Genomic DNA, 17486 nt, shown 5'->3' on the forward strand with positions numbered 1-17486 from the left:
CCGGACGCCTCCGCACGCCCACCCATAGGGTCAAACGATGTATCGCAGTCCGCCACATGCGGCGGAGGAGCTGCTCGGGTGTTCGCCGCGGGCGGAGGGCTGTGGTGGACGGTGCCAAACGCAGGACCATAGAATCACGAGTGGGTGGATCCGCCCCGGCCGGGGCCAGGACCACGCCGATGAGCCGGGGCGCCACGGCCCCAGCTGCTGCTGAAGGGACCTTTATGCGCTCACCGTTCAGGCGTCTGGCGGCCGTAGCCGGCCTGACGGCAGTCTTTCTCGCGCCCGCAGCGCTGGCGCACGCGGTGCCGCCGGTCGACATTCCGCCGGGCGAGTTCGTGGTGGACCAGGCCGGTGTGCTCGGTGCCCGGACGGCCGAGGTCGAGGACGCAGTACGCGAGCTGCAGCAGTCCGAAGGCCTGAACGTCTACATCGTCTTCGTGGATGAATTCACCGAACCGGCCGACCGCAACCAGTGGGTGCTGGAGATGGCCGAGCTCAACTCGCTGGGCTCCGTCGACAGCTTGCTGGCCGTTGCCGTCGACGGCCGCGAATACCTGTTCCAGTCGGCCGAGGGCAACCCCGTCGTCTCCCGGGACCAGAACATCGCGCAATCCATCCGGCCTGCCCTCGGGGAAGCGGACTGGGCGGGGGCCGCGCTGACCGCCGTGGCGGCGGTCGAGGATGCCGCCACCGGTGGCGACGGTTCCGTCGCATCCGGTGGCGGGGGCGGCTCGCTGGGCCCGGTGCTGCTCCTGGGCGGCGTCGTGGTGGTGGGCGGCGGCGCGGCGCTGCTGTATGCGCGGTCCAAGCGGAACAAGAGCCAGCGCCCGCAGCCTCAGCTGCAGACCGGCCCCGACGGGCGTCCGCTGGATCCGCATGACGCCATGTCCGTGGAGGACCTTCGCAAGAAGGCCGGCAGCCTGCTGGTGGCCGCCGACGACGCGATCAAATCGAGCGAGCAGGAGCTGGGCTTCGCCATGGCCCAGTACGGGGACGAAGCCGTGCAGCCGTTCCGCCAGGACATCACCGCGGCCAAGTCCCACATGATGGAGTCCTTCAAACTGCAGCAGCAGCTCGATGACCATATTCCGGACACCGAAGAAGAGCAGCGCGCCTGGCTGGGCGACATCATCCGCCGCTGTGAGGCAGTCAACGATTCCCTCCAGTCACACAAAGAGGACTTCGACGCGCTGCGGGAGCTGGAAGAAACCGCACCGCAGGCGCTTGAGCGGGCCCGGGCCGCCGCCCGGGAAACCCGCGGCAGGCTGGACGACGGCACGGCCCGGCTGGAACAGCTTCGCACCCGCTTTGCCGACAGCGCGCTGCAACAGGTCGCCGACAACATCGGCCAGGCCGGGGAACGGCTGGATTTCGTCGAGAACGCGGCCGGCACCGCGCAGGACAAGCTCGACGAAGGAGACCGCAGCGCCGCCGTGATCGCCGTGCGCGCGGCCGAGGAGAGCCTGCACCAGGCCAACATCCTGTTGGAGGCCATCGCCAGGACGGCCAAGGACCTTGAGGACGCCCGGCAGAGCATGGAACGCAGCATCGCCGACGCGACCCAGGACATCGCCCAGGCCAGGGCCATCATCGCCTCCGGGCAGCACCCCGAGCTCGCGGGCCCCTTGGCCGGGCTGGAGGCGGCCGTGTCCGCCGTCCGGCAGGAGGCCGCCGGGGGGCGCATCGATCCGATCATGATGGTGCAGCGGCTGGAGGCAGCCATGGAGCCCTTGGATGCCTCGCTCTCCGGAATCCGGGACGCCCAGGACCGCAACCGGCGTGCCCGCGAGGCCCTGCAGCACGCCATCATGTCCGCGCAGGCCCAGATCTCCGGCACCTCGGATTACATCCAGGCGCGGCGCGGCGGCGTTCGGAGCGAGGCACGCACCCGGCTGGCGGAGGCGGAACGGAATCTCGACCATGCGCTGGCCATCGCCGACTCGGATCCGGAGCAGGCGCTCAACTACGCCCGCCAGGCCAATGCCCTGGCGCAGCAGGCCAGCCAGATGGCCCAGGAGGATGTGGACGGTTTCGGTGGCGGCATGGGCGGCTTCGGCGGAGGAGGAATGTTCGGCGGTCGGGGCGGCGGCCTGGGCGGGGCGATCCTCGGCGGCATCCTCATCGATTCCATCCTCCACGGCGGACACGGCTCGCACGGCGGCGGCGGGATCTTCGGTGGCGGCGGCGGCGGTGACGTTTTCGGCGGCGGCGGCTTCGGCGGTTTCGGCGGTGGCGGCGGCGGCTTCGGTGGCTTCGGCGACGGCGGCGGCGCCGGCGGCGGCTTCTAGACCAGACAGACCGGGCAGCCGTCCTGGCTGCTTGGAAGGCAAAGTTCGAGTAATTCCGATCGAAAGGCATCACCGTGGTAAAGCACTCAATTTTCGGCCGCATGGCACAGTTGGCCAAGGCAAACATCAACGCGCTGCTCGACCAGGCGGAGGATCCGCAGAAGATGCTGGACCAAATGGTCCGCGACTACACGAACAACATTGCCGAAGCCGAAAGCGCCGTCGCGCAGACCATCGGCAACCTGCGCATGCTGCAGGACGACTACAACGAAGACCTCGAGAACGCCCGCAGCTGGGGTGCCAAGGCCTTGGCCGCCAGCCGAAAGGCCGATGAGTACCGCGCCTCGGGCCACGCCGCTGACGCCGAGAAGTTCGACAACCTCGCGAAGGTGGCAATCCAGCGCCAGATCTCCTCGGAGAACGAAGCCAAGGGCGCCGAGCCCACGATCTCCTCGCAGACCGAAATCGTGGAAAAGCTCAAGCAGGGACTCAACCAGATGAAGTCCAAGCTCAACGAGCTGCAGAACAAGCGCGACGAGCTGATCGCGCGCGCCAAAACCGCGCAGGCCCAGTCGCAGGTCCACGACGCCATCAAGAGCATCGACATTCTCGACCCGACCAGCGAAGTCGGCCGCTTCGAGGAGAAGATCCGCCGCGAGGAAGCAAAGGTACGCGGCCAGGCCGAGCTGGCCGCTTCCAGCCTGGATGCCCAGTTCGAGAGCCTGGAAGACCTCGGCGAGCAGACGGAGGTTGAGGCGCGGTTGGCAGCCCTGAAGTCCGGGACCGGCCCGGCCCCGTCGTCGCTGGAGGCCGGCAAGGAAGCTACCTCAGAGAGCTACTGAGCACCAGCCCTCCGGCCGCCCTGGCATGAATGGCTCCGTGCCGCACCTTCCGGTGTGGCCCGGAGCCTTTCCTGTCGGCCCGGGTCCTTCCTTTCCGGGGGCGGTGCGATCGCGTTAACGGCGCGGCTTCACGGCCCGGAGAAGGCTGCGGCCGGTGAAACGGCCGGGTCCGGAGGCGCGGATCCGCGCGCGGCGCAGGGCCTTGGGGTTGTAGTGCCGGGGACGGTGCTCGACTGCGTCCGGCACGCCGGCGCCCCGCCCCCGCGGCGCCGAACCCACTCCCCCGTCCTGCTCTGGCGACGGACGACGGCGGGAGCCCGCCCGGGACGCCGCCGGAGCCGGCTGTGCGGCGGGCGCCGCGGCCGGCGCAGGGGTGGCGGTCGCCGCGGCCGGAGCAGGGGTGGCGGGCGCCGCGGCCGGAGCAGGGGTGGCGGCCCGGTCGTGCCCGGACTCAGGTTCCGGGGGCCCGGGACGCCGCCTGCGCAGCAGTAGCCAGCCGATCAATGCAAGGTAGGCAGTTGGAACCAACCAGGCGGGGACGGCGTACAGCACATCGGTAAGCAACCCGTGGGCCCCGTGCGCGGCATCGATCAGCCGGTCCTCGACCTGGTGCCCCGCGGCATTCCGGACAGCAAAGAAGGCGTAGTAGGCGGTGCCCAGCCCGGCGAGCAGCAGCAGGTAGCCCTGGGCTCTTTCCAGCACCGGCCAGGCTTCGGGCCATCGCCGGCCGGCGGCGGCCCCGACCGAGGACGCTGCGGCGCACAGCAGGCCGAAACCGGCGAGCAGGCCCAGGACGTAGGCGGCCATGCCGGCGACAGGGGCTTCCGCGCCGCCCTGCTCCCCGGCCGCGGCCAGCAATTCCGGCAGCTGTGGCGCGAGCGAGGCCAGCCCGATCACCGCACCGGCAACAGCCATCGCGCTGAGCCGGACGAACGCTCCGCCTCCCGCCGCCGCTGCCTGCAACAGCCGGACCCGCCCGCCGGCCACCAGGAAGGACGCGAGCAGGACCAACAACATCCCGGTCCCGGCCGAAATGTAGGCCAGGGCCCCGGCATGGGTCGCCGGATTACCTGCCGCCAGGAGCGCCAACGAGAACGACGTCGTGTAGCCGCCGGTCAAGACAAGAGCCGTCACGGCGGACCGGCGCACGGCGTCAGCGGCCGTGCTGTGCCAGCTGCTGCCGGCGGCCATCAGGAGCCACGCCGGCAACAGGAGCAGGCTGCAGGGGTTGAACAGGGCTGCCGCTCCGGCGGCCAGGGCGTAGCTGCTCACTGATTCCAGCATGGGACAACAACGATCTTTCCGAGGGAAAATCGGGGACGGGTGAAACCATACTACCGGTCGGGGTTGTGGCCTCGGGCACTAACCCGCCTGGCTCGCGGCCCGGGGCTTGCGGCCCAGGCACGCCGGTCCGGCTTGCGGCACCCCGGGCACAGCCGGTCCGGCTTGCGGCATCGGGGCACGCAAAAGCCCCGCCCGACATGACATCGGACGGGGCCCTTGCTCTTGGTTGCGGGGAGAGGATTTGAACCTCTGACCTCTGGGTTATGAGCCCAGCGAGCTACCGAACTGCTCCACCCCGCGGCGCAGTGAATACATTACCGGCCGCGGGGTAGCGAAGCAAATCGGTCAGTTGCCCTCGGTCGCCTCCGGAGAAGGCTGCTCCGTTGCCCCGTTCGCTCCGCCTTCGGGGGCGGCGCCGGAGATCGCTGCCTCGGCGTCGATGGCGTCCTGCAGCGCCGCCTGGAGCCGCTCCTGGGCTTCGCCGTAGGCGGCGAAGTCGCCCTCCGCCAGCGCGGCCTGTCCCTCCTGGATCGCGGTGCGCGCGGCCTGCAGGGCCGCCTGCAGGTCCTCCTCGGCACTGGTCTCCGGTGCGTCCGGCGTCGCCGGTGTCTCCCCGACGTTTTCTTCGTCGCCGGTGGTGGCGCCCGAATCGCCTTGGAACACCTGGTCCAATGCTTCGGACAGCGTCGGGGCGAAGCCGACTTCCTCACCGAAGCTCACCAGCACGCGGCGCAGGATCGGGTAGGAGGAAGCGCCCGAGGACTGGACGTAGACCGGCTGCACGTACAGCATGCCCCCGCCGACCGGCAGGCTGAGCAGGTTGCCGTTCTTCACCTCGGAAGCGCCCTGGCGCAGCAGGTTCAGCGCCTGCGACACTTCGGTGTCCGAGTTGAACAGGTTCTGTGCCTGGCCCGGACCGGGCACGGTGATGTCGCGCGGCAGTTCGAGCAACCGCAGCGTGCCGTAGTCCTCGGACTTCACGCCGTCTTCGCCGGTGCCGGCGTCCGCGTTGGCGGAAAGGAACCCGTACAGCACGTTGCGTGCCTGCTCGCCGGGAACGGCGAACGGAATGAACGGGGTGGTGAGCGAGAAGGACGCCGCGTCCTGGTTGGGCATCTGCAGCGACAGGTAGTACGGCGGCTGCTTGACGGTCGATCCCTCGCCCAGCGTCGGATCCGTGGGAACACTCCAGGCGTCGGAGTTCTCGTAGAAGCGGTTGACGTTGGTCACGTGGTACCTGGTGAGCAACTCCCGCTGCACCTTGAACAGGTCCTCCGGGTAGCGGACGTGCGCCATCAGGTCGGCCGACATCTCGCTGTACGGCTTGATCGTCGTCGGGAACACGTTCGTCCAGGCCTTGAGCAGCGGATCCTGGTCGTCCCAGGCGTAGAGGTCCACGGACCCGTCGTAGGCGTCCACGGTTGCCTTGACGGCGTTGCGGATGTAGTTGACCTCCTCCGCCGGCAGCGCCACCGTGGCGCCCCCGGTGGTCCCGGAGTCAATGGTGGCCGACTCCAGTTGCTGCGGAGTCGAGTACGGGAAGTGCTCGCTGGTGGTGTAGGCGTCCACGATCCACTTCACGCGGCCGTCAACGATGGCGGGGTAGGCATTGCCGTCCACCGTCAGGTACGGAGCGACTTTTTCGATACGCTGGCGCGGATCCCGGTCGTAGAGGATCTGCGATTCGGAATTGACCGCGTCCGACAGCATCAGGTCCGTCGACTGGAATTTCAGGGCGTAGACCAACCGGTTGAACCAGTTGCCGATGTTGGGACCGCCGTCGCCGTCGAACGTGTTCCGGGTATCGGTTTCGGCATTGGCACTCTGCGGCCGGTCGATCTCGATCGGGGTGCTGCCCTCGGGCGCACCGACGATCGAATAGTCCGGAGACGCTTCGCCGAAGTAGATCCTGGGCTCGTAGGTCGAGTCGTCGCCCAACACGCCCTGCGACGGGATCCCGGAGAGCATGAACGACGGTTTGCCGTCCGGCTCCACGCGGGAGCCGGCGGCCGCGACGACGCCGTAGCCGTGGGTGTAGAGCAGGTGCTCGTTGACCCAGCCGGCCGGCACGCCCGCGGTGTTCAGTTCGCGGACGGCGATGACGGTGTCCTGCACCTCGCCGTCGACCGTGTAGCGGTCCACGTTGAGCGTCTCGTCGAACTGGTAGTACTGGCGGAACTGTTCCAGCTGCGCGAACGCGTCCGACACCAGGTTCGGATCCAGCAGGCGGATATTGGCCGTGGTTTCGGCGTCCTCGCGCAGCGCGCCGGCTTCTGCCTCCACGACGGCTTCATAGTTCATGGTCTGGACGTCGTCCAGGCCGTAGGCCAGGCGGGTCAGGGCGATGTTGCGTTCGATGTACGGGGCCTCGACGTCCTGCTCATTCGGGATCACCTGGAAGCGCTGGACGATCCACGGGTAGACCCCGCCGGCGAGGATGGCGGTGACGACAAGCATGGCCGTGCCGACGATCGGCAGCCGCCAGCGGCCGATGAAGGCCGAGACGATGAAGAGGATGGCCACCAGCACGGCGGCGACGGCGAGGATGGCCTTGGTGGGAATCACGGCGTTGACGTCGGTGTACAGCGCACCGGTCCAGTTTCCGGCGTTGGACTGCACGGTGGCGTACCGGTCCAGCCAGTAGTTGACACCCTGCAGGATGAGGAACAGCGCGGCAAAGATTCCCACATGGATCTTCGCCGCGGTGGAGGCGAAGAACCCCTTGTCCTCTAGCCTGATCCCGCCGTAGAGGTAGTGGGTCAGCAGCCCGGCGATGCCGGCAATCAGCACCACGCTGATCAGGAAGCCGTTAATGAAACCGAGGAACGGCAGGGTGTTCATGTAGAAGCTGAAGTCCAGGCCGAACTGGGGATCGGTCTGGCCGAACGGCTGCTGGTTGAAGAACAGCAGGACGGTCTGCCACGCCGAGGCGGCGGCGGTGCCGGCGAAACCGGCGAGCACTACCGGGATGCCGATCATCAGCAGGCGCCGCACCGGCTCCAGCTGCTGCTGGTAACGGTTAAGGTTGTCCTGCAGCGAGCTGTCCGGCGCGTACACCGGGCGTGAACGGTATGCCAGCCGGAGGCTGAAGTAGACGGCAAGGCCCATGATCAGGAAGGCAATGAGGAAGATGGCGATCTTGGTGCCGGTTTCCTTAAGCATGACTTCCAGGTAGCCCAGCTGGTTGTACCAGAGGATGTCTGCGTAGATCTGGGAGAAGAAGACGAAGCCCACCACCAGGACGGCCACCACGATGAGGGTGGGCACCAATGCGGAACGTTTCTTGCCAGGACTGTTAAGCGGTGTTGGCCGGTCGCCGTAAGACCGGTCTTGTCCGAACGTCACTCGTTACCTCGTTGTCTGCATGCGTGGCATCACGGCGAAACCGCCGCTGCGGGGACACTCCCCCTAGATGCCACGAACGGCGGTCTCGGAGGGTTCCGTTCCCATTCTGCCTTGTCAACACCGGCCCCGGCGAACCGCGGCGCGGGAACGGTCCGGCACCGTTGCCGGAATGTGACCGCGTCGCAGCTGAAACGAATCAGCTGCAGCCGGGCAGGGCGGCCGCGTCGCCGCCGCCGCCGATCGCGGTGACGGCCTTGACGGCGTCGTCCAGCGTCGCCACCGACACGACCTGCAGTCCCTCCGGAACGTGGCCGGCGACCTGCGCGCAGTTAGCCTCCGGCGCCAGGAAGACGGTGGCGCCGGCCTCCCGCGCGCCCAGCATTTTCTGCCGGATGCCGCCGATCGGCCCGACGGTGCCTTCGGCGTCAATCGTGCCGGTCCCCGCGAAGTGTTTGCCGCCGGTCATCTCGCCTGGCGTCAGGGTGTCGATGATGCCCAGCGCGAACATCATGCCCGCGCTGGGGCCGCCCACGTTGTCCAGTTGGATCTTCACTTCGAACGGAAAGTCGAATTCGGTGCCCAGCAGGACGCCCAGCTGGTAGTCGCCGTCGCCGTTGGCCCGCGGTGCCACATCCACGGTTTCCTCGCGGCCGTCGCGCGCGATGCCCAGTTCGACCGGGGCGCCGGCACTGGCATTGAGCTCCTCGCGCAGCACCTCGATGCCGGTGACCGGCCGGCCGTTGATGGTCCGGATCGCGTCCTGCAGCTCCAAGACTCCTGCCGCCGCCGCGTCCGGGGTGAAATCGGCCACCGAGAGGGTCTGCGAGTACTCCACGTCCAGCTGGGTCAGGGCCGCCGCGATCGAGGACTCCTGCGACGAGGCCATCAGCGCCGCATTCTGCTGCTGGATGTCGTCCTGCGTGACGTCCGGGGGGTAGACCAGGTCGGCGGGTGCGACGCTGCGCTGGGGATGGAGCCAGGCGGCCAGGACCTGCAGCATGTTGACGTTCGAGTTGGGCCCGCCCTCCACGTACACCGTTGTCAGGTCCAGGGCGCCGGAAGTCTCGTAGGTGGGGCGGTCCGGAACCTCGATCAGCGGGGTGCCGGAAACCTCACCGATGGTGTTGATGGCAGGACCGGGCGTCTCGATGACGTAGCCCGCCGGCAGGGCCAGCCCTGCGGCGCCGGCCACCACGGCGACGACGGCGGCGGCCGCCAGGACCGGTTGCCTGCGGTTTCGGGTAGGCGGCGCAGCCGGCTGCGGGCCGGGAGCGTTGCCGGACCAGCCGTCCGTGCCGTGCTCCGTGCCGTTGTTGGTGGACTGTGTCACCTGGTGGTTCCCTCCCGCAGCTGTCCGGGCCGTGCACCCAACGCGCTGCCGCCCGGGGCGCTCGCGGCGCCTGCTCTAGCGTACGCCGTCGGCCCGGCATCGGTGGTGCGGCGCCTGCTCGGCCTTGAGCGAACTGCCGGTCCCCGGCGCGACAAGGAATCCCGGCTGCCGGTAACGTGGAACTCACGCAACACCCCGGGCACAGCCCCCGCCGCCTCCCCGGCAGCCGCTGCGGCCCGTGCCCGCTCCAACCCTCGAGGACCGGTGGTAGTGATGACCCCCAAGCAGCCCGACGACGACCCGCAGGATCCGCTGGCGGAGATGTTCGCCAAGCTCTTCGGTGGCCAGGCCGGGGCAATGGATCCCGCGGAAATAGCCAAGGCGGCAGGACTTCCCTCCGACCCCACTGCCTTGGCGCAGATGTTCCAGCAGGTCCAGGCGATGATGAGTGCCCCCGCCGAAGGTCCGGTCAACTGGAGACTGGCCCATGAAAGCGCCCGTAAGGTGGCCGCCTCGGACAGCGACCCGTCCGTCTCTACCGCACAGGGCCGCGCCGTCGACGAAGCGCTCCGGCTGGCCGAGATGTGGCTCGATCCGGTGACGAGCATGCCCGGCACCGGGCTCATCGGCAGGGCCTGGTCCCGCGCCGAGTGGGTTGAGGCAACGCTGCCGACCTGGAAGCGGTTGACGGAGCCGGTCGCCAACAGCATCGCCTTCGCGCTGACCAGCGCGCTGACCGAGCAGGTGCCGGAGGAGATGAAGCAGATGCTCGGCGGGGCACACTCCATGCTGCAGAACCTCGGCGGCGCGATGTTCGGCATGCAGCTTGGCCAGGCCGTGGGCGCCTTGGCCAAGGACGTGGTCAGTTCCAGCGACATCGGCGTCCCGCTGGTGGAAGGCAAGATGGCCCTGCTGCCGGCCAACGTCAAGTCGTTCGGCGAGGGCCTGGACATCCCGGGGCAGGACGTGCTGCTCTTCCTGGCGATCCGGGAAGCTGCGCACACCCGCCTGTTCACGCATGTCCCGTGGCTCTCCGGCTATTTGCTGGGCGCTATCGAAAGCTATGCGCGGGGCATCCATATCGACATGGGGCGGATCGAGGAAGTGGCCCGCGACCTCGATCCCACAAACCCCGAATCCATGCAGCAGGCACTCTCGCAGGGCGTGTTCATGCCGAAGCGCACGCCGGAACAGGAAGCCGCCCTGGCCAAGCTCGAAACTGCGCTCGCGCTGGTCGAGGGCTGGGTGGACGAGCTCACCGCCGGCGCAGCGGCCAACCTGCCCTCGGCACCGGCGCTGCGCGAAACGGTCCGACGGCGGCGGGCCACCGGCGGTCCGTCGGAACACGCCTTCGCGGCCCTGGTCGGACTGGAGCTGCGCCCCCGCCGGCTGCGGGATGCCGCCGCCCTGTGGTCCGCCCTGAAGGAGGAACGCGGGGTCGAAGGACGGGACGCGATCTGGAACCACCCCGACCTGCTGCCGACCGCGGAGGATCTGGACGATCCGGCCGGCTTCAGCGCCCGGCGGAAGCTGCTGGACGCCTCGGAGGCGGAAGTCGACGAGGCGCTGCAGAAACTCTTGAGCGGTGGCTTCGAAGGGCAGCAGCCCGGCGACGGCGATGCCCGGAAGCCGGACGGCACCGCCGACCGTGGAGACTCCGGCAGCGCCGGCGGAGGTCCGGACGGCTCCGCTGGCGGTGAGGATACCGGCACCGCCGACGGAGGCCCGGACGGTTCCGGAAGCGGAGACCGCGGCTAGCAGTCGCTCTCGCCGGCGCCGGCACCGTCCATGTCGTCCCCGTCCTGCAGGCCGCGGCCCATGGCAAAGGCGGCGCCGGAGAGGAAGGCCTTGGCGCGTTCGAGCTCCGGATAGGCCTGCAGCAAGCGCCAGAAGCGTGGGCCGTGGCCGGGCTCCAGCAGGTGTGCCAGCTCGTGCAGGATCACGTAGTCGACGACCCAGGCGGGCATGTCCTTGATCTTGTCCGAGATGCGGATGGTGCCCCGGGCCGGCGTTGCCGACCCCCAGCGGTCGTTCTGGTTGGAAACCCATCGGATGCTGGTCGGGACGGCGTTGCCGGCCAGGTAACGCTGCGACAGCTCCGCCGCGTGGCGGGCCAGGTCAGTGTCGCCCGCGGCGGTCCGTCCCTCCGGCCGGGAGCCGCGCGTCTCGAGCCTGGCCAGCATCCGCTGCACCCACTCCCGTTCCTGCGCCGGCGAAAAGTGGCCGGGAATGGAGATCACGGCGGCCCCGTCCCGCCACGCGGCGGAGACGGTCCGGCGCCGGCGTGCTGACCGTTTAACCACCACGGGGGCCCCTGTGGATGTGGTCAGCGCCACCCGCTCCCCCGTGTCGGCCACCAGCGGGACCGGCCGCGGAGGCGTTGCACTGGCACGGGATTCCTGCGTCTGATCTGCTCGGGACATGCGACGAGGTTACCGGGTCAATCCGACCGTCCGCATCCGCCCAGGCCCGGGGCCCGGTTTTCTGTGGATAACCCTCCGACGCCTGCCGCCGCCGTGCCAGCATGGAGGACCGGGCCGCGCCCGGACCACGGGCAGGCGGCGAGGAGGGTTGCGGTGGCACAGTTGAGAATCAATCCAGGCCTGCGCATGCTGGAGGGCGCCGCGGGCAGCGTCCAGTTCGGCCTGGGCGCCGGCGGACTGGTGGTCGAGGGGACCGGGGAAGCGGACCGGCACTTCCTGTCCCGGCTGTGCCGGGGCATCGAATCGGCCGACCTGGATGACGTGCGGGCAGCCTGTGGCCTGGACAGGGAGCGGGCCGCGTCGCTGTTGGCGGCACTGGCACCGGTCCTGCTGCCGGACTCCGGCGGGGAACGCCTGTCGGGGTTGCGCGCCGATCGGCTCGCGCCGGATGCGCGCCGTTGGTCGGCGGTGTACTCGGCCGACGGTGAAGGACCGCTGGCCGCCCGGGGCCGCTGCATCGTTCAGCTGATCGGGCTGGGACGCACCGGTGCAGCGTTGGGCACCGCCCTGGCTGCGGCCGGCGTCGGCACGCTTCTGCTCGAGGATTCGGCGGTCGCCGCGGCCTCAGATGTCGGTTCCGGCGCCATCCGGCTCGCCGACATCGGTCTGGGCCGCGGGCAGGCCGTGCGGCGGGCGGTGCACCAGGTGGATCCCACGGTAGCCTGCCACCTCTTGCCCGGCTCGACCGCGGAGCAGGGTGGCGCAGGCATCTTTCCGCGCGCGCTCAGCCTGGCCGTCTACGTCGACCGCGACGTGGCCGATCCCCGGGTCGCCGCGGCGCTCATGAGCCGGGGACACCCGCACCTGAGCGTCCTGGTGCGCGAGCAGGACACCCTGATCGGACCGTTGGTGGTCCCCGGCCAGACAAGCTGCCTTGGCTGCGTGGAACTGCACCGCGCCGACGCCGATCCGGGGTGGCCGGACGTCGTTGCCCGGTTGACCAGCCGGCCGGCGGAGCCGCAGGCAGACCGGGGCGCGGCCGACGAAGTGTCGCAGGCGGTGGCCGCGGCCGGCCTGGCGGCGATGCAGGCCCTGCTGTTCCTGGATGGACGGAACCAGCCCGGCAGCTTCTCCGCCGTGCTCAAACTCGACAGCGGCGACGGCGCCGTGTCGCGCCACGCCTACCCGCCGCACCCGGGCTGCGGCTGCGTGCTGGGCGCGGCGGCCTGAGCGCGCTCGCCTCCGGGCCGCACAGTCTCAGTTCGCGGCCAGGACGCGCAGCACCTCCTCGCCGTAACGCTCCAGTTTGGACGGCCCCACGCCGGCCAGCCTGGACAGCTCCTGCAAGGACTGGGGCCGGGCTTCGGCGATGGCCACGAGGGTGGCATCCGTGAAGATCACAAAGGCGGGCATCGAGGCTTCACTGGCCGTCTCCTTGCGCCACTCGCGCAGCGCCTCGAACGTCGACTCCTCGTAGGTGGGCGGACAGTTGTGGCACCGGCCCACCTTGCGTTCCGCCCCGCTGCCGAGCAGGGTGCCGCAGACGCGGCACGCCGCCGGTGCGGCCTGCTTGCGCCGCGCCGGCCGCTGGCCCGGCGTGCTGCGGACGGAGGAGGAAGAGGCCGGCCGCAGCCCGTCCAGGAACCGGGACGGCTTGCGGTTGGCGCGGCCTCCCGGGGTCCGGGCCAGCGACCAGGACAGCGCCAGGTGCTGGCGGGCACGGGTGATGCCCACGTAGAGCAGCCGGCGTTCCTCATCCACGGCCTCGTCGGTGTCGGCGAAGGAGATCGGCATCAGCCCCTCGCTCAAACCGACCAGGAAGACTGCGTCCCATTCGAGGCCCTTCGCCGAGTGCAGCGAGGCGAGGGTGACACCCTGTACGGTGGGGGCATGCTGGGCGGCAGCGCGTTCGTCGAGCTCTGCCACGAAGTCGGACATGGTGAAAACACCGCCCGCCGCGGAACCGCGGGCCGCGTCCAACTCGTCGGCCAGTCCCACCAGCGCGGCCAGAGATTCCCAGCGTTCGCGCACCGCGCCGCCGGTCTGCGGAGCTTCCCGCGTGTAGCCCAGGTTCGCCAGCACGTCCCGGACCAGTTGCGGCACGGGTTCGGTTCCGGCGGCCCGGGAGGAGGCCCGCAGCTGGAGGATCGCGTCGCGGACCTCCCGCCGCTGGAAAAACCGCTCCCCGCCGCGCAGCTGATAGCCGATGCCGGCATTGGCCAGCGCCTGTTCGTAGACTTGGGACTGCCCGTTGGTGCGGAACAGCACGGCGATCTGGGCGGCGCCCACGCCGTCGTCGAGCAGTTTGCGGATGCGGGTGGCCACCTGGGCCGCCTCGGCCTCGTCGTCGGCGCATTCCGTGAACGAGGGCTCGGGCCCGGCCGGACGCTGGGCGATGAGCTCCAGCGGGGTCGGCCAGCTGTCGTTGTCCCGCGCCGGCTGCCGGGTGCGGGCGGCCAGCAGCGAGTTCGCCAGCTGCACCACCTGCGGCGAGGAGCGGTAGTCCCGGACCAGTTTTACGACGTCGGCTCCGGGGAAGCGTTTGGTGAACTCGAGCAGATGCCGGGAGGTCGCTCCCGTGAAGGAGTAGATGGTCTGGCTGGCGTCGCCGACGACACAGAGTTCTTCACGGTCACCCAGCCAGAGGTCCAGGAGCCGCTGCTGGAGCGGCGAGACGTCCTGGTATTCGTCCACCACGAAGTGCCGGTACTGGTCCCGTACGGCGGCCGCCACCTTCGGGTCTTCCTCGAGGATCCCCACGGTGATGAGCAGGACGTCCTCGAAGTCGATGATGTTCCGGTCCGTCTTCACGTCCTCGTAGGCCTGGTACAGCCGCGCCACCGTCGTCAGGTCGTAGCCTGCCGGTGCGGCACGCCCGGCCGCCCGGCGGACATAGCTCTCGGGCGTGAGCATGGAAACCTTGGCCCACTCGATCTCGGCCGCCAGGTCGCGGATGGCGGCACGGTCGGTGGTCAGCCGCAGGCGCCGGGCAGATTCGGCGATGACGCTGGCCTTGTGGTCCAGCAGGCCGGGCAACGGACCGCCGACCGCCTGCGGCCAGAAAAACTGCAGCTGGCGCAGCGCCGCGGCGTGGAACGTTCGCGCCTGCACCCCGCCAACACCGAGGTCGCGCAGCCGCGTCCGCATCTCGGCGGCCGCACGCGCGGTGAACGTCACCGCCAGCACCCGCTGCGGCGTATACACCCCGGTGTGTACCCCGTAGGCGATCCGATGCGTGATCGCCCGGGTCTTGCCGGTGCCCGCTCCGGCGAGGACGCACAACGGTCCGGCCAGGTTGGTGGCCACCTGCCGCTGCTCGTCATCCAGTCCGGCCAGGATCCGGTCTTCGAGGCTGCTGTCCGGGAGGGGCCCGGCTGCCGCTGCGCTCATCGTCCGGCCTGCGGCAGTTCGCCGCCGTACCAGTGCTCGATCAGCGCCCGCGCAATTGAAATGCCGCTGGCCACCTGGACCTCGTCGGCCTTCAGTGCCGCGGCCAGTTCCTCCCGGCTGAACCACCGTGTGTCCAGGATCTCCACGCCGTCGGGCACCGACGCCGCGTCCGTCGCGACCGCCGTGAAACCAATCATCAGCGATGCCGGGAACGGCCACGGCTGGGACCCAAGGTAGCGCGGCGAGTGCACGACGACGCCGGACTCCTCCTCGATTTCCCGCACCACCGCGGCCTCGAGCGACTCCCCCGGCTCGACGAAACCGGCCAGGGTCGAATACCGGCTGGCCGGCCATGCGCTGTTGCGGCCGAGCAGCAGGCGGTCGTCCTCGTCGATGACCGAAACGATGACGGCGGGATCGGTGCGCGGGAAATGCTGGCTTCCGTCGGCGGGACAGCGGCGCACCCAGCCGCCCTGCTCGATCTCCGTGCGGTGGCCGCAACGCGGGCAGTGGGTGTGGGTCAGGTGCCAGTTGGAAATCGCCGCGGCCTCCACAAACAGCCCGGCGTCCTGCGCAGAGAGCTCCCCCGCCACATCCCGCAGGCCCAGCCACTCGCCGTCGTACCCGGCAGCTTCTGCGCGGTCCGCCAACACCGAGAGCACAATGTCGGTCCCGACGGGCACATCCGCACCCTCCACGGCCCGGCCGAGGTAGACGGAGAGGTCGGTTGCGGTCCGTTCCCTGCTCGGAAGCAACACGATCCTTCCGCCGCGGACCAGCGTCTTGCCATCGGCGATCAGCATCACATGCGTGGTGTCGCTGCCCCAGATGCCGTCCACCAGGCCGGGGTGGCTGCGCCGCTCGCACCCGCGGTCCATGGTGGTGCGCGCCAGCATCAGCTGGCCCAGCGGCGGGAACCCTGCAGCGGCGGTGCTAAGACTCATGCTCTCTACCGTACTCACCCCGGCGCCCGGACCGTTATTCGCGCCGCCGGCGCTGTGGACTGCGCACCGGCGGTGCCCCGCCGGTGCGGCCTGCCTCACCCTTCCGGCGACTCGCCGCGGCCGTGGCCGGGCTGCCGGTACCGGTTGCACGTACGGTGGACTACGTGAGAAAGACACCTCTGGAGCTGGCGGCCATAGCCACCGCGGCCGTTCCCGGGTTGACGCCCACGGGCGTTGCCGGGCTGCCGGATGATGCGGCGGATTTCCAGTCCGCGGTACTCACCGATGCGTCCGGCAAGCGGTGGCGCGTGCGTTCTCCGAAGCACGCCGAGGCGAGCATGCGGCTCGAAACGGAACTGCTGGTGCTCCGGGCCTTCTCGCCCGCGATCCGCGCGGAGTTGCCTTTCCAGGTGCCCACGGTCGCCGGGACCGTCCAGCAGTCCGAACTGCGCACCTTCGTTTACAACCACGTGCCGGGGAGCATGCTGGCGCTGGAAGCTCTGGTCGCCGCCGGCGCCGCCGTCCCGGTATCGATCGGACGGGCGACAGCCGGCATCCACGACCTGCCCCAGCGCATGGTCGACGCCGCGGATCTGCCCAGCTACACGGCCGACCAGTTCCGCCAGCGCAAGCTCAACGAACTCGACCAGGCCGCCACCACCGGCAAGATACCGCCGGCCCTGCTGCGCCGGTGGGAGCACGCCCTGGAGGACGTGGCCCTCTGGAAGTTCAATCCGTGCGTGGTGCACGGCGACCTGCACGAAGACAACCTCCTGGTCCAAGACGGCAGCGTCAGCTCGGTGACCGGTTGGACCGACCTGCGCATTGGCGATCCCGCCGATGACTTCGCGTGGCTGGTGGCCGTGCACGAACAGTCGTTCGCCGACGTCGTGCTGGAGTCCTACCGCAAGTACCGCAAGGACCCGGTCGATCCCCACCTGATGCGCCGGGCAGCGCTGTCCGCCGAATTCGCGCTGGCCCAATGGCTGGTCCGCGGACTGGCCGCGGGCGACCAGACCATGGTTGACGAGGCGGTCGACATGCTGAACGAGCTCGAGGCCGACGTGGCCGTACACGGCGGCCAGCCCATCAGTGTCACCGCTCCCCCGCCGCCTGCCGTTCCGCCCACGGTTGCCGCTGTCCCTGCGGCTCCGGCCCGGGAACCGGCCGCCGGTTCCGAGGGCCGGAACCGTGCCGCTGAGCCGGCTGCTGCCGACCGGCCGACAGGGGACGAAGCGGCGGACGGCGAGCAGGACGGCGCCGGCAGGGCGGCTGCGGCGGGCGGGAACGGTTCGGCCGGGCAGGAGCACCGGCACGACGGACCGGCCCGCGTCCAGCTCGCCGGCCGATCCGGGAGTTCCAAGGTCACGCTGCTCCCGGTTGAGGGGCCTGACGTCGATCCAGCTTCTCCGGCACCGCCCGCGGCGGAACAGGACGCCGCGGAGCCTGCGCCGCCGGAGAACGGCCGCGCCGACGGCGCAGCGGCCGCCGGCAAGGAGGCCCCGCCGGCCAAGGAAGCCGAGCCGTCGTCCGCGGACACCACGGCACTTCCGATCATCAACCAACGGCGCTGACACTGCTGCGCGGCGCCGCTGACCGCTGACCGCTGCTGTGCGGGGCGCTGACCGCTGCCGCGC

General features: G+C 70.0%; 11 protein-coding genes and 1 tRNA gene. 5 read left to right on the top strand and 7 right to left on the bottom strand.

Annotated elements, in window-relative coordinates; all coding sequences use genetic code 11:
* Nucleotides 1-224: 224 nt before the first annotated feature.
* Entirely contained in the window at nt 225-2291 is a 2067-nt protein-coding gene (locus tag AC5RUH_RS11690; protein WP_494128647.1) for a TPM domain-containing protein, read from the top strand.
* 74 nt (nt 2292-2365) lie between these two features.
* On the top strand, nt 2366-3133 hold the full coding sequence (locus AC5RUH_RS11695) for a PspA/IM30 family protein (RefSeq protein ID WP_494128648.1): 768 nt from the start codon (nt 2366-2368) through the stop codon (nt 3131-3133).
* A 114-nt stretch (nt 3134-3247) separates the two neighbouring features.
* Here the strand turns inward: AC5RUH_RS11695 and AC5RUH_RS11700 are convergent, their stop codons facing one another.
* The 4 genes from AC5RUH_RS11700 to AC5RUH_RS11715 form a co-directional block, all read right to left on the bottom strand.
* Nucleotides 3248-4417, bottom strand: a complete 1170-nt coding sequence (locus AC5RUH_RS11700; RefSeq protein ID WP_494128649.1) for a hypothetical protein — start codon at nt 4415-4417, stop codon at nt 3248-3250.
* A 223-nt stretch (nt 4418-4640) separates the two neighbouring features.
* Nucleotides 4641-4717 (bottom strand) — tRNA-Met (locus AC5RUH_RS11705).
* Between the two features lie 45 nt (nt 4718-4762).
* Nucleotides 4763-7687, bottom strand: a complete 2925-nt coding sequence (locus AC5RUH_RS11710; protein WP_494128650.1) for a UPF0182 family membrane protein — start codon at nt 7685-7687, stop codon at nt 4763-4765.
* 271 nt (nt 7688-7958) lie between these two features.
* The gene (locus AC5RUH_RS11715) at nt 7959-9092 is read right to left on the bottom strand and encodes a YlbL family protein (RefSeq protein WP_494128651.1); all 1134 of its coding nucleotides are present in this window, start codon (nt 9090-9092) and stop codon (nt 7959-7961) included.
* A gap of 273 nt (nt 9093-9365) precedes the next feature.
* Here AC5RUH_RS11715 and AC5RUH_RS11720 point away from each other — a divergent pair, with 273 nt between their 5' ends.
* Complete coding sequence (locus tag AC5RUH_RS11720; RefSeq protein WP_494128652.1) at nt 9366-10850, top strand: zinc-dependent metalloprotease; 1485 nt, start codon at nt 9366-9368, stop codon at nt 10848-10850.
* Here the strand turns inward: AC5RUH_RS11720 and AC5RUH_RS11725 are convergent.
* Nucleotides 10847-11515 carry a M48 family metallopeptidase gene (locus AC5RUH_RS11725; RefSeq protein ID WP_494128653.1) on the bottom strand — a complete coding sequence of 223 codons (669 nt, stop codon included), beginning with the start codon at nt 11513-11515 and terminating at the stop codon, nt 10847-10849. The two genes, AC5RUH_RS11720 and AC5RUH_RS11725, sit on opposite strands and share 4 nt — an antisense overlap.
* 153 nt (nt 11516-11668) lie before the next feature.
* Between AC5RUH_RS11725 and AC5RUH_RS11730 the strand changes: the two genes are divergently transcribed.
* Nucleotides 11669-12745 (top strand): TOMM precursor leader peptide-binding protein, encoded by a 1077-nt coding sequence (locus tag AC5RUH_RS11730; protein ID WP_494128654.1) that lies wholly within the window; start codon nt 11669-11671, stop codon nt 12743-12745.
* 27 nt (nt 12746-12772) lie between these two features.
* Here the strand turns inward: AC5RUH_RS11730 and AC5RUH_RS11735 are convergent, their stop codons facing one another.
* Nucleotides 12773-14905 (bottom strand): ATP-dependent DNA helicase UvrD2, encoded by a 2133-nt coding sequence (locus AC5RUH_RS11735; RefSeq protein WP_494128655.1) that lies wholly within the window; start codon nt 14903-14905, stop codon nt 12773-12775.
* On the bottom strand, nt 14902-15849 hold the full coding sequence (nudC, locus tag AC5RUH_RS11740) for an NAD(+) diphosphatase (protein WP_494012544.1): 948 nt from the start codon (nt 15847-15849) through the stop codon (nt 14902-14904). Before nudC ends, AC5RUH_RS11735 begins: the two co-directional genes overlap by 4 nt.
* 164 nt (nt 15850-16013) lie before the next feature.
* Between nudC and AC5RUH_RS11745 the strand changes: the two genes are divergently transcribed.
* Entirely contained in the window at nt 16014-17423 is a 1410-nt protein-coding gene (locus tag AC5RUH_RS11745) for a macrolide 2'-phosphotransferase (RefSeq protein WP_494128656.1), read from the top strand.
* Nucleotides 17424-17486: the final 63 nt, after the last annotated feature.

This window comes from Arthrobacter sp. Y3223166, from assembly GCF_059090935.1.